Below are 14,097 nucleotides of genomic sequence, written 5' to 3' on the forward strand. Positions count from 1 at the left end.
AATTTAATTCTAGCACATGTTGTAAATCATTTTGATATATTGTATCATAAATTATTGAGAGGTTATATACATGCAAGTTTTTATTCTACAATATACAGAAGGAGGGCTAAAATTTTGAATTTTAGACTACCAAAAAAAAGGTTACCCAAAAAGATAATTTTTATAGCTATAATACTTATTAGTATTATTTTGTTTATAGGGTATGACCAAAATGGACTTAAAGAAAGAGAAATTATAAATAAGGGAAAATATATGTCTGAAAGTCTTGTGTCGGATAAGAAGTATGATGAAGCAAAGAAAGTGGTCAAAACTTCTTTTGAATCTATCTCAGAAAAAAAATACAATAAAGTATATAATGAAGTATGGGATATGTTAAAGACTATTTCATATGTCCCAGATGGAACGAAGATAGTTATTGATTCGTTAGAAAAGATGAGAACATCAGATGTAAAGTTATCCGATGAATGTAGATTTAGTACAGAAAAAAGACTAGCATCAGTGTACATAATGGATAATAATTATTCTAGAGCAGTAGACTTAACTGTAAAGTCTATAAAATTGGCTGAAAAACTAGGGGATAATTATGAAAAAGCAAGACTAGATGTTGATTTGGCGAGCATACTTTTAAAGGTAGGTGGATATGAAACAGCAGAAAAATTAATAAAGGATTCTTTTAAGATAGATGTTGATGAAGATGAAAAAAATGGAATGGTTAGATTATATGCTCTTATAAATTTAGCAGAAATATATGTAGAGTTGGGAGAATATGATAAAGCTATTGAGACATGTAGCAATGTAAAAGACTATAAGAAGTTTGTAAACATAGATGATTATAATGATTTTGAAATAATGGATTCTATAATGCAGGCAAATGCATATGTAGGAAAAAATGATATATTAAAGGCAAAGACTCTTTTAGAAAGAGCTAATTATCTTATAAAATATGATAAATCAGTTCACATATTAGATAAAGATATGTATTATTATATGGCAATGGGAAATTTGGAATATAAAAGTAAAAATTATGATTCTGCAATAGATAATTATAAAAAAAGTCTAGAGATATCTACTAAAAGAAAGTTAACTCAAGAGAAAATAAAAACTTTAAATGAAATATTAAATATATATGAGAAACAAGGGAATGTAAACTCTGTAAATAAGTATCAGAAGATATTAATAAATGAGTATAAGGAGAACAAAAGTATAAGAGATTCAGAAATTAGCTTTTATATAATTGATAAGGTATCACGTGAAAGTGAGTTTTTTGAAAAAAATAAAAAAGAAATTAAATCTTATAAAATATTATTTAGTGTAATTTTAATTATTACATTAGGTTCTACTTTTTTATATACTAGACTGAAATACTTTAAAGCACAAAATTTACATGATGGACTTACAAATGTTTATAATAGGAAAAGTTTTGATATTATGTATAATAAATACAAAGAAAAAGATGATAACTTTGCACTTGTAATGATAGATATAGATAATTTTAAACTTATAAATGATAATTATGGACATAAATTTGGAGATGTTGTCATAAAGGGTATAGTAAATACTATTTGTGTTATGCTCGAGCAAGAAGATAAAGTATTTAGATATGGTGGAGAAGAGTTTTCTGTATTAATAAGAGATAAGTCTGGAGAAGAAGTGTTTGATATAATTGACAATATAAGAAATGCAATTGCAAATAAAAAATGGAGTGAAGAGGTAACTGTAACTATAAGTGCAGGTATATCCCATATCTCTGACAGCAAAAATATATTAGAAGAAGCAGATAAAAATCTATATAAAGCAAAACAGCTTGGAAGAAATAAAGTAGTGTACAAATAATTGTATATTATATAGATATGAGGTATAAATATGAAACAATCAATAGCTATAGTAACTGATAAGATAACTAAATTATCATCTTTCTTGGAAGAAAATATACGATTGGTTTTAGGAAACTATCTTGATATAAATCACTATTATTTAGAAAATTTGAAAGATGATGATAAAATACAAGGCGATTTTGTTTTAGTAATGAATGATGATAGATTAAATAGCATGAGAAAGCATTTAGTACAAGATAGTAAAATTATAGTTGTGAGAAGAACTTTTAAAGAAAAAGAAATATATGGATTGTTTTCAATACCATATGGAACAGAAGTGTTAGTTGTAAATGATACAAAAGAAACTACACTAGAGACAATAAGTCTATTTTATAAGATAGGAGTAAAAAATTTAAAGCTTACTCCATATATTGAAGGCCAAACTTATGAAAATATAGATATAGCCATAACTCCTGGAGTAACCCAAAAAGTACCAAATTATATAAATAAGGTAATTGATTTAGGAAATAGGTGCATTGATATATCTACTTTTATAGAAATAATAAATGGTCTTAAAATTGATGTCAAGGAAATAAGGAAAAATCTGATGGCATATTCTGAACGTCTAATAAGTTTAGATAATGGTGTCAAAGACAATTATAGACAATTATTTCTAAAAATAGAAGAACAAGATGTTATATTGAATTTGTCAAAGGATGGAATAATATTTACTTCAATAGATGGTGTTGTAAATACATTTAATAAAGAAGTGTTAAAAATTTTAGGTATAGACAGAAATATACGAGGAAAAAACATAAGAGATATTATCTCTAAAGATTTGCAGATTTTACTTGAAGATAAAGAGATTATCGATGAAGTTGTATTTACAAATAAGAAATATATAAATGTAAATAAAAAAAATATATTTTCTATGGGTAATAAAGCTGGTATATACTACAATTTACAAGAGATAACATATATAAAAAAATTAGAACAAAATCTTACTAATAAATTAAGAGAGCAAGGGCAAATAGCAAAGTACACATTTAAAGATATAAAGACTAAGAATAAAAAGATGACAAAGTGTATAGAGTTAGCTAAAAAAATATCTAAATCAGACCTCTCTGTTTTAATAATAGGAGAAAGTGGAACTGGTAAAGAATTATTATCCCAATCAATTCATAATAATTCTAATAGAAGTAATCAGCCCTTTATAGCAGTTAATTGTGCTGCAGTTCCAGATAGCTTATTAGAAAGCCAGTTATTCGGCTATGAAAAAGGTTCTTTTACAGGAGCATTAAGAGAAGGGAAAAAGGGTTTATTTGAACTTGCAAATAATGGAACTATATTTTTAGATGAGATTGGAGATATGCCTCCATTATTGCAGACAAAGTTACTTAGGGTACTTCAAGAAAAACAAGTTATGCCTATAGGTTCTCATAATGTTATAAATATAGATGTTAGAATTATAGCTGCGACAAATAAAAATTTACCTAAAATGATTAGAGAAGGTAAATTTAGAGAAGATTTGTATTATAGGCTGAATGTACTACCAATAGATATACCATCATTAAGGGATAGAAAAGAAGATATAATAACTCTTATGAACTTCTTTTTGGAAAAGAACATAAAAATTTCTCCTGAAGTTGAGGTTATTCTAGAAAAATACAATTGGCCAGGAAATATAAGAGAATTACAAAATGTTGCTTCTTATGTAAGTTTAATGTGTGAGAGTATGGTTTTTAAAGATGACCTTCCACCCTATATAAAGACAGAATATATTAGTAGTTTTGATGATGGGGTTAGTTATACAAAAAAAGAATTTGAGTATATACTTAGAATACTATATGAAAGAAAAGATTTAACTTCCGGAGTTGGAAGAGGTTTTATAATAGAAAAACTTACAGAGGAAGGTATTGAAATATCTGAAAGTAAAGTAAGAAAGGTATTGTCTTATTTGAGTGAGTGTGGATACATATCATCTAAATCTGGAAGATGTGGAAGTCAAATAACACAAGAAGGTATAAAGTTTTACAACAATATAAATTAAATATAAATAGGTTTAGATAATAGGTTTAGATAGGTAATAGGTTATAAGTAAATAACCCATTACCTATTTTTATTTGCAAAAAAATTTGTATTTATAGCTAGAAATAAAAAAATATTTGATGGAAGCATTGTGAATACCTGATAAATAATAAATAAACGTAAAGTATAAATTTTGGCATATATATTGCTAATTATAGAGATAAGACAACAAAATAATTGGGAGGTTTAATTATGAAATACAAAACAACAGGGACTTGTGCAACAGAAATTGAATTTGAGGTAAAAGATGACAAAGTTACAAATGTAAATTTTGTTGGTGGATGTGATGGAAATTTAAAAGGATTAAAAGTATTAGTTGAAGGTATGAATATAGAAAATGTAATTCAAAAACTAAAAGGAATAGAGTGCAAAACAAAACCAACATCTTGTCCAGACCAACTTTCTCTAGCACTAGAGAGTTATATAAATAAAAAATAAGTACATAAAACAATCAACTAGTTAGGAGTTTAATTATGAAACCAGTAATAGGTATTTTAGGAAATCTGATAATAATGGAAAATGGAATGTTTCCTGGGCTTGAAAGATCTTATGTAAATAATGATTATATAAATGCAGTATTAAAGGGAGGAGGTAGCCCAGTTATTATTCCAGTAAATACAGATAGAGAAGTTATAAAGAGACAGATTGAGATGGTTGATGGAGTTTTAATATCTGGAGGATGGGATGTTAATCCTCAATTATATGGTGAAGAAACAAGAGAAGAAACAACATTTATATATCCTGAAGTAGATGAATTTGATTTAATTGCTATAAGTATAGCTTTAGAACTTAAAAAGCCAATACTAGGTATATGCAGAGGGCTACAAATATTAAATGTAAGTCTAGGTGGAACTTTATATCAAGATAATAATCTTGTTGAAGGAAGTTACATAAAACATACACAATCTTCTAAAAGACATGTAGCTACTCATAAGGTAGATGTTCAAGAAGGAAGTATTTTAGAAGGTATTTTAGGAAAACAATTACTTACAAATAGTTATCATCATCAAAGTATTAAACAACTTGGTAAAGGATTAAAAGCCATAGCATACTCAAAAGATGGTATAATAGAAGCTATTGAAAAAGAGGATGAAAATTTTGTAGTAGGAATACAGTGGCATCCAGAAATGATGGTAGATTATTGTAATAAAATGGAAAAGTTGTTTAAATATTTCGTAAATATTTGCTCAACTTTATAATATACCTTGGAGGGATTAAACATGAACGAAAAAAATAAAATGGGATTAATAAGTATTATACTTTTAGGTATTAATGCAGTTGTAGGAGCGGGAGTTTTCCTATTACCAGGAAACGCAATGAAAGCATTTGGTGTTGCGAGTATATTTGTATATATGTTTGATATGTTATTGGTTTTATCTATGGCGTTTTGTTTTGCTGAAGTGGCAGGTAAATTTAATAAAAATGGTGCTGCATATGTGTATACCAAAGAAGCGTTTGGAGATTTTTTTGGATTTGAAGTAGGTCTTATGAAATGGGTAATAGGATGTATTTCTTGGGGAGCATTAATAGTAGGTTTTCCTACATCTTTATCAGCAGTATGGGCTCCTGCAGGTGACCCACATATACAAAAAATTATAATAGTAGCTATGATAGTTGGGCTTACAATTATAAATTTATTAGGTGTATCTTTATCAAAAATTGTACAAAATGTTATAACAGTAGGTAAACTAATTCCATTGGTATTATTTATAGTGATAGGTGTATTTTTTATAAAAGGAGCTAATTTTACTAATTCAACAATGGTACCACCAGGAGCAGGAGTTACAGAATTTGGAGCAGCAGCACTTTTAATGTTTTATTCATTTACAGGGTTTGAATCTATAGCAGTGGCAGCAGAAGATATGGAGAATCCTCAAAAAAATATACCTATAGCAATTATAAGTGTAATAGTAATTGCATCAATAATATATATATTAAATCAAGTTGTGTGTGTTGGTATATTAGGAGATAAATTATCTAGTACAGCTACCCCTGTTGCAGATGCGGCGAGAATATGTTTTGGAAATATGGGAGCAGGATTAGTTACTTTTGGTACATTAGTTTCTGTTGGTGGAATTTGTATGTGTGGTGCTTTTGTAAATCCAAGAAGCTGTGTAGCCTTAGCTGATGACAAGATGTTACCAAGAATGTTTGCAAGAAAAGATAAAAATGGTACACCATATGTAGCGATAATAGCAACTATGATAATTACTATACCAATAGCTTTGTCTGGAAGTTTTGCTGAATTAGCAGCAATAAGTGCAGTTGCCAGATTTATACAATATATACCTACTTCTTTATCAGTATTAGTATTTAGAAAGAAAAGACCAGAATTAGTAGGAACTTTTAAAACTCCATTTGGAGCAGTAATTCCTTTAATTGCAGTGTGTGTTGGTACATGGTTACTATTCCAAGCGTCTATGCACCAATTAGTTATGGGATTAGGAGCATTAGCAGTTGGAGTACCACTATACTTTATAATGAAGTCCTATAATAGAAAGGTTTATGGAGAAGATTTAAAGAAAGTTATTTAAATTATATTGTAAATATTATTTGACTATCAGAGGAATATTATCAAAAAATTAAATATAAACAAATATATATAAGGTTATATTAAAATATTATTAAATTTTTATTTTAGTATAACCTTATATTGTTATTAATACATGAAAAATATTGTAATAGAGGTAAAATAATAGTATTATGTTTATTAGATAAAAAACTTGTTAGGAGGTAAATTTATGTCAGCAATAACTTTAAAGAATGGTATAGAAGTATCTATTAGAGAAGGCGTAAAAGAAGATGCCCAAGCTATTATAGATTTTTATAATGAAGTAGGCGGGGAAACTCATTTTCTTTCATTTGGGAAAGATGAATATAAAATATCTTTAGAAGACCAAGAAAATTCTATAGAATCAGCAAAAGCATCTGATAACTCAATAAAATTAATCGCATTTATAGATGGAGAGATAGCTGGTATTGCTACAATTGATTCCAACCAAAAAGCAAAAGGAAAGCATGTTGGAGTTTTAGGAATTGTTGTTAAAGAAAAATACTGGGGAGCTGGATTAGGTAAAAGACTTATGTTAGACCTTATAGAATGGTGTAAATCAAATGGAATAACTAAGAAAATAACTCTTGTTACTAATGAAGAAAATCATAATGCTATAGAATTATACAAAAGAGTTGGATTTGAAGTAGAAAGTATATTAAAGAAAGAGTGTTATTATAATGGTGTTTATACTGATTTAATAGGGATGTCACTTTTATTAGGAATATAATTAGTGTACATTTTATCTCGAAAAAATCATATTAAGTATGGTATAATCAAAGAAAGAATATAACTTAATATAATTTTGGAGGACGAATTATGAAAAATCTGTGTAAAATATCAGATGAATATTTAAATAGTAAACTTAAATATTTAAAGTTATTATCAAAACAATATCCGAGCATATCGAAAGCAAGTACGGAAATAATAAATTTAGAGGCTATATTAAATCTTCCAAAGGGAACAGAACATTTTATAACAGATGTACATGGTGAATATGAGCCATTTGTACATGTTTTAAAAAATGGTTCTGGTGTAATAAAGAGAAAAATAGAAGAATTATTTTCAAATACAATAAGAGATAGTGAAAAAAAGATGCTAGCAACTCTTGTATACTATCCTGAGCAAAAACTAGACTTAATAATTAAACAAGAGGAAAATATAGATGATTTTTATAGGATAAATATCTATAGACTTATAGAGCTTTGTAAGTACGCTTCTAGCAAATACACTAGGTCAAAAGTTAGAAAACTTTTACCAGAAAATTTTAAATACATAATAGAAGAACTTTTACATGAACACATTAAAAGTGAACATAAAGAAGAATACTATAAAAGTATAGTTGAGACAATAGTTGATATAGGGATAGCTAAAGAGTTTATAATTGCAATTTCCACAGTTATACAAAAGTTAGTTGTTGACAGACTACATGTCATAGGTGATATTTATGATAGAGGACCGAGACCAGATATAATTGTAGATAAGCTTATTGAACATCATTGTGTAGATATTCAGTGGGGAAATCATGACATACTATGGATGGGCGCAGCATCAGGTGAAAAAACTTGTATAGCAAATGCACTTAGAATTTCAGCTAGATATGCAAACCTAGATATTGTAGAAGATATATATGGGATAAATTTATTACCTTTAGCTACTTTTGCAATAGAAATGTATAAAGATGACCCATGTAAAGAATTTATTCCTAAGATTAATGACCAAAGTGTTACAACAACAGAAAAGTCTTTAATGGCAAAAATGCACAAGGCAATAAGTATAATTCAATTTAAACTTGAAGGTGAAGTGATAAAAAGAAGACCTGAGTTTGAAATGGAGCATAGGCTTTTGCTTAACATGATAAATTATGAAGAGGGAACAATTACCTTAAAAGGAAAGACATATAAACTAAAAGATACTTATTTGCCTACAATAGATAAAAAAGACCCATATAAATTGAGTATTGAAGAAAAAAATGTTATTGAAAAATTAGTGTCTTCATTTAGAGGTAGCGAAAAATTACAAAAGCATGTTTCATTTTTATTTTCTAAAGGAAGCATATATTTAAAGGCAAACTCAAATTTATTAATTCATGGATGTGTCCCATTGAATGAAGATGGAAGTTTTATGTCTATGAATATAATGGGAAAAGAATATAAAGGTAAAATCCTTATGGATAAGATGGAATCTCTAGCAAGAGAAGGTTTTTTCTTTAAGGATAAAGCAGAAGAAAAATTATATGGTATGGATATTATGTGGTATTTGTGGACTGGAAAATGTTCATCATTATTTGGAAAAGACGATATGACTACATTTGAGAGATATTTTATAGCAGAAAAAGAAACTCATAAAGAAAATAAGAATCCATATTTTAAGCTTAGAGAAAGTGATGTTGCTTGTGAAAGAATATTTGAAGAATTTGATTTAGAACTTGACGAATCACATATAATAAATGGGCATGTTCCTGTAGAAAGTAAAAATGGAGAGAGCCCAATAAAAGCTAATGGAAAAATTCTTGTTATAGATGGTGGTTTTTCTAGAGCATATCAAAAAACTACTGGTATAGCTGGATACACTTTGATATATAATTCTAGAACTTTACAACTAGTATCACATGAACCATTTAATTCTGCTGAGGAGGCTATTGCAAATGAAAGCGATATCTTATCGACAACTGTTGTAGTAGAGCATAAGGCAAAGAGAAAAATGGTGAGAGATACTGATGAGGGTCTAAAAATACAAGAAGAAATAGAAGACTTAAAATTACTTTTAATGGCCTATAAAAAAGGGCTAATAAAAGAAATGTAAACAATAAAAAACTAAGACGACTCTATGCTTGAGAGTGGTCTTAGTTTTTATTTTTATAATAATTTACTTACTAAGTGAATCCTAAACAATAGGGTTCATTTTTTTATAGATAAATATTATTAAAAAAATTATATATGTTTTGGTAATATTCCTTGTCCTTTATAAATAGAATTATATAAACAAAGGAGGAGGACAAGAAATGAATAAACTTTCAGATGAAATAATAAACTCTCTTTCTACAAACATAAGAGAGAAGGTAGAAAAAATCTCAAACAATAATCTAAACATAGAAGAAATTAGATTACGTTCACAAAAACCATTGATACTAAATGCAAACTCTAAAGATTATTTTTATAATCAAAAAACTATGGTACTTGATTTAAATCAGCACGATTCATATATAGTGACAAGGGAAGATATAGAGCAAACTTTTCAAATAATATGTAAATACTCAATACATTCATTTATGGATGATATAAAAAAAGGATTTATAACTTTGAGAGGAGGCCATAGAGTAGGGTTAGTTGGAAAAGTAATAGTAGAAGATGGACAAGTCAAAAATATAAAACACATATCATCTTTAAATATAAGAGTATCAAGAGAAGTCATAGGATGTTCAAATAAGATTTTAAGTCATATCATAAAAGGTAAAAATCAAATTAATAATACCTTGATAATATCACCACCTCAATGTGGAAAGACAACTTTAATTAGAGATATAGTAAGAAATTTAAGTAATGGTAATGAGGAATATGGATTTAAAGGATTGAAGGTAGCACTAGTAGATGAACGTAATGAGATAGCAGGGGCTTACTTAGGTATTCCACAGATGGATGTTGGAATAAGGACTGACATAATAGAGACTTGCCCAAAAGATTTGGGTATTACAATGCTTTTAAGATCCATGTCGCCAAATGTTATCGTGACAGATGAAATTGGAAGTGAGAAAGAAATAAAGGCATTATATACAGCATTAAATGGAGGTATTGGATTAATAACTACTGTACATGGAGATTCAATGGACGATATACAAAATAGAAAAGAGCTAAACAAACTCTTAGACAAAGAATTGTTTAAAAAAGTTATAATTCTTTCTGCTAAGAAAGGTGCAGGGACAATTGAAAAAATTTATGATTTAGAAGAAAAGAGATGGTACTTTGCAAATTAAGATAATTATTATAGCACTCTTAATAGGAAGTAGTTATTTGATAGGTGAGCATATATACAAAACCTATACACGAAGACACAAACAGCTAAATGATTTAATAAGAGTTTTAGAAATATTAAGGATGGATTTATCTTTTGGGCTTTATACATTAGAAGAAATTTTTAGAAGGATAGGATGCAATAAAGACTTTTGTTTTTGGAGTTTTTTCTATCAAATCTCAGAAGAACTTCACAATGAACAAAGCAAAACTTTAGAAGAGATAATATCAGAGAATACTGAAATTTTAGTTAAAGAAACTTATCTTGGAAGTAAAGAAATTGAGGAATTAAAAAATCTAATTCTTACATTGGGAAAAAGTGATATAGAGTCCCAACAAAGAATGATAGATTTATCTATAGAAAATCTGAAAAAACAAACCTATGAAACAAAAGAAGACATAAGTAAAAAAGGGTTACTATATAAAAAATTAGTAACATTTATAGGCATAGGTATATGTATTATATTGATTTAATATGGGGAGGTTTATTATGGAGATATCATTGATATTAAAGGTTGCAGGTGTAGGTATTCTAATATCAGTATTGAATATGATATTGGAAAAAACAGACAGAAAAGATTGGGCTGGACTTACTACTTTGGCGGGTGTAATAATCGTGTTGGGAATGGTAATAACAGAAATAAGTGATTTATTTAATACTGTAAGAACAATGTTTCAACTTTACTAAAGAGGAGGGAGTAATTTGGAAATAATGCAATTAATAGGAATTGCAATCATTTCAACTACACTCTGTTTAGTAATAAAAAAAGATAGACCAGAGATAGCAAATTTCATAGCAATAATAACTGGAGTAACAATATTATTATCAGTTATGTTTAAGCTAAATTTTATAATAGATAGCATACAAGATTTAGCTAATAAAGCTAATATTCCAACTATGTATATATCTTTAATAATAAAATTAATTGGAATAGCATATTTAATGGAATTTGCAATACAACTTTGTAAAGATTGTGGGGAAGGAAACATTGCTTCAAAACTAGAGTTTGGAGGAAAAATAATAGTTATGTCAATGTCTTTCCCTATACTTTTATCCATTGTAGAAATGGTGGTGAATATAATTCCATAGTTATTTATGTTGAGGTAGATAGCTATAGATATATTAGTTGTTATTTAAAGGATATTTTGTTGTATTGAGGTTTATAGAGTGAAGAGAGGCATGGTTGCTTATGAAAAAAAGATTTTTACCAATGATTATGGGATTTGTATTGACTTTCTTTTTTGTAAATATCTTTGCCATTATAATATTCGCTAATGAGGTTCCAAGTAGCGAAGATAAAGAATATGGTGAAGCTAAGAGTAGCATAGATAAATATATTGATGGTCAGTTAGACAAGCTAGATATAAATGAAATTCAAGATTATATAAATAAAGAAATAGTCATTAATGATGTTAATTTAAAATCGTTTGTAAAAGACTTAATTAGTGGAGAAAAAAATATTTTAGATTTATTTAATAAAGATGGACTGAAGATATTGATGTTTGATGAGTTTAAAGCAAGTTTAAAGGTAGTGGCAGTAATTTTAGTATTAGCTTTATTGTCATCTATTTTAAAAAGTTTAGAGAATTCTTTTTCATCAGGTGCAGTTAGTCAAATAGCAACGTATATAATATTTATCACAATGGTATCGCTCACTTTAATTGGATTTAAAGATGTACTACAAATTTGTTATGATGCAATAGACCATACTGTAGGTCTTATGCAAGTCATAATGCCAATACTAATAACATTTTTACTTTTAATTGGATTTCCAATAACATCTACCACTTTAAATCCTATTTTTATAGGAGGAGTGACATTTATAAATGTGTTTTTCAAGAAATTTTTATTTGTATCAGTAACTGTTGCATTTGGAATTCTAATAATAAATAATTTATCAAAAAACATAAGGCTGAAAAGATTTTTTTCTTTTGTAAAACAAATAAATTATGTTTCTATTGGGGCTATGTTTACTGTATATTTAGGACTTGTATCTATACAAGGGTTATATGTAACTAGTTTTGATAAATTCAGTGTAAAAACTGCGAAGTTTGCTATAGGTAACTTTATACCAGTTGTTGGTGGATTTGTATCAGATTCTGTGGATATTTTACTATCTTCATCTCAACTTATAAAAAATATATTTGGTGGAATAGGACTTATCTTACTCATTGGGATTTGTTTACTTCCAGTGATAAAAATTTTATCCGTGATAGTGGTATATAAATTGGCAGCAATAATTGTAGAGCCTGTTGGAGAAGATGGAATATCAAATTTTTTAAATGAAGTCGCAAATCTAATGATAATAATGTTGGCATCAGTAATTGCTATAACAATAATGTTCTTTGTGACTGTAGCTATTTTGACCTCGATAAGTGTAGTAAGTCAAGGATAATGTATAGATTAATAAATAGTAACTACTTTTAATTTAAATGTTTTAGAGAGGAGGATGCTATGTTAGAGGGCATAAAGACATGGATAGTTAGTATTTTAATAGGAGCATTCATAGTAAATATAGTTGATATGATTTTACCTAGTTCCAAGATAAAGCCATATGTGAACTTGGTGTTAAATTTTATATTTGTATTTATTGTAATAACTCCAGTGGTAGGATTTTTTTCAAAAGATATGAGCTTAGAAGATAGAATCTTAAAATCTATGGGAAATTACAATAAGGAATATGTAGATAGTACAAATGCTTTAGCAGAAGAGACTGGAAATACTAGCTTGTCTAAGGGGTATGAAGATGGTTTAAAAGAAGTGCTTAAGCTAAAGCTTGATGAATATGGTTATGATTTAGAAGATATAGAGCTTAATGGTGCAAATATAAATAATATAAAAATAAAAGAAAAAAATGATATGTCAAAGAGCAATATTGATGAAGAAAATAAAAATAATAGTACTAAAGGAGATGAAGATAGCATAAACTCTAATGACAAAGAAAATTCTAAACAAGTTTTTAAAAAAGGTACAGAGTATGGACTGAATCTAAATGAAGACAAACTAAAAAATGACCTAATAAAAGTGCTTGATGTTTCTATAGAAACTATACAAATTGATAAATAGGAGTTGGAAGAATGTTTAAAAACTTAAACGACAAAGATAAGAGAAAGGTATATTCACTAATAACTATAGCTGGAATATGTGTGGTGTCATTAGTACTATTATCTTGTTTTCCAAGTAGCAAAACTGATAAAAAAGTTGGAAAAACAGATGCTGACAAAAAGACTGAAAAACAAATTGCTAAGGAACATGAAAAAGACGATTTAGAATCAAAATTAACAACAATACTATCTAAAATTGATGGAGCAGGAGATGTTGATGTAATGATTACATTTGAGTCAAGTGAAGAAATACAACCTGCTTTTAATTCAAATCAAACAACAGAAACAACAGAAGAGAAAGATGCACAAGGTGGAGAAAGAACAGTTACAACTTCAAGTGAAAATAAAACAATGATAACTTCAAATTCAAGTGACCCTGTAGTTATAAAAACTACAGAGCCAAAGATAAAAGGAGTGATAGTAGTAGCAAGTGGAGCTAGTAATCCAAATGTCAAAGAAACACTTTATAGTGCAGTTCAAACATCATTACAAGTAGCAGGTCATCAAGTAGAAATATATTCTAAATAAA

General features: G+C 27.9%; 14 protein-coding genes. All 14 read left to right on the forward strand.

Going from position 1 to position 14,097, the window contains the following annotated elements:
• The first annotated feature begins 114 nt into the window (after positions 1-114).
• Positions 115-1,833: a diguanylate cyclase gene (locus tag KGF48_RS05970; RefSeq protein WP_227840550.1), complete on the forward strand. Its 1,719-nt coding sequence runs from the start codon at positions 115-117 to the stop codon at positions 1,831-1,833.
• A 30-nt stretch (positions 1,834-1,863) separates the two neighbouring features.
• A complete protein-coding gene (locus KGF48_RS05975; protein WP_227827099.1) occupies positions 1,864-3,864 on the forward strand; it encodes a sigma 54-interacting transcriptional regulator in 2,001 nt (666 codons plus the stop codon).
• A 230-nt stretch (positions 3,865-4,094) separates the two neighbouring features.
• The gene (locus tag KGF48_RS05980) at positions 4,095-4,340 is read left to right on the forward strand and encodes a TIGR03905 family TSCPD domain-containing protein (RefSeq protein WP_227827100.1); all 246 of its coding nucleotides are present in this window, start codon (positions 4,095-4,097) and stop codon (positions 4,338-4,340) included.
• A gap of 35 nt (positions 4,341-4,375) precedes the next feature.
• Complete coding sequence (locus KGF48_RS05985) at positions 4,376-5,101, forward strand: gamma-glutamyl-gamma-aminobutyrate hydrolase family protein (RefSeq protein ID WP_227840551.1); 726 nt, start codon at positions 4,376-4,378, stop codon at positions 5,099-5,101.
• A gap of 21 nt (positions 5,102-5,122) precedes the next feature.
• A complete protein-coding gene (locus KGF48_RS05990) occupies positions 5,123-6,436 on the forward strand; it encodes an APC family permease (RefSeq protein WP_227827102.1) in 1,314 nt (437 codons plus the stop codon).
• 207 nt (positions 6,437-6,643) lie between these two features.
• The gene (locus KGF48_RS05995; RefSeq protein WP_227827103.1) at positions 6,644-7,183 is read left to right on the forward strand and encodes a GNAT family N-acetyltransferase; all 540 of its coding nucleotides are present in this window, start codon (positions 6,644-6,646) and stop codon (positions 7,181-7,183) included.
• 89 nt (positions 7,184-7,272) lie between these two features.
• Positions 7,273-9,258 (forward strand): fructose-1,6-bisphosphatase, encoded by a 1,986-nt coding sequence (locus KGF48_RS06000; RefSeq protein ID WP_227827104.1) that lies wholly within the window; start codon positions 7,273-7,275, stop codon positions 9,256-9,258.
• 199 nt (positions 9,259-9,457) lie between these two features.
• The gene (gene spoIIIAA, locus KGF48_RS06005) at positions 9,458-10,426 is read left to right on the forward strand and encodes a stage III sporulation protein AA (protein ID WP_227840553.1); all 969 of its coding nucleotides are present in this window, start codon (positions 9,458-9,460) and stop codon (positions 10,424-10,426) included.
• On the forward strand, positions 10,416-10,937 hold the full coding sequence (locus KGF48_RS06010; protein ID WP_227840554.1) for a stage III sporulation protein AB: 522 nt from the start codon (positions 10,416-10,418) through the stop codon (positions 10,935-10,937). Before spoIIIAA ends, KGF48_RS06010 begins: the two co-directional genes overlap by 11 nt.
• Positions 10,938-10,953: 16 nt before the next feature.
• A complete protein-coding gene (spoIIIAC, locus tag KGF48_RS06015) occupies positions 10,954-11,151 on the forward strand; it encodes a stage III sporulation protein AC (RefSeq protein ID WP_009888937.1) in 198 nt (65 codons plus the stop codon).
• 24 nt (positions 11,152-11,175) lie between these two features.
• Positions 11,176-11,553: a stage III sporulation protein AD gene (gene spoIIIAD / locus KGF48_RS06020; protein ID WP_227434329.1), complete on the forward strand. Its 378-nt coding sequence runs from the start codon at positions 11,176-11,178 to the stop codon at positions 11,551-11,553.
• Between the two features lie 100 nt (positions 11,554-11,653).
• Positions 11,654-12,859: a stage III sporulation protein AE gene (gene spoIIIAE, locus KGF48_RS06025; protein ID WP_227434117.1), complete on the forward strand. Its 1,206-nt coding sequence runs from the start codon at positions 11,654-11,656 to the stop codon at positions 12,857-12,859.
• 59 nt (positions 12,860-12,918) lie between these two features.
• The gene (locus KGF48_RS06030) at positions 12,919-13,530 is read left to right on the forward strand and encodes a stage III sporulation protein AF (protein ID WP_227840555.1); all 612 of its coding nucleotides are present in this window, start codon (positions 12,919-12,921) and stop codon (positions 13,528-13,530) included.
• An 11-nt stretch (positions 13,531-13,541) separates the two neighbouring features.
• On the forward strand, positions 13,542-14,096 hold the full coding sequence (locus KGF48_RS06035; RefSeq protein ID WP_227840556.1) for a stage III sporulation protein AG: 555 nt from the start codon (positions 13,542-13,544) through the stop codon (positions 14,094-14,096).
• Position 14,097: the final 1 nt, after the last annotated feature.

The sequence above is a fragment of the Clostridioides sp. ZZV15-6388 genome (genome assembly GCF_020657755.1).
In the GTDB taxonomy this organism is placed as follows: domain Bacteria; phylum Bacillota; class Clostridia; order Peptostreptococcales; family Peptostreptococcaceae; genus Clostridioides.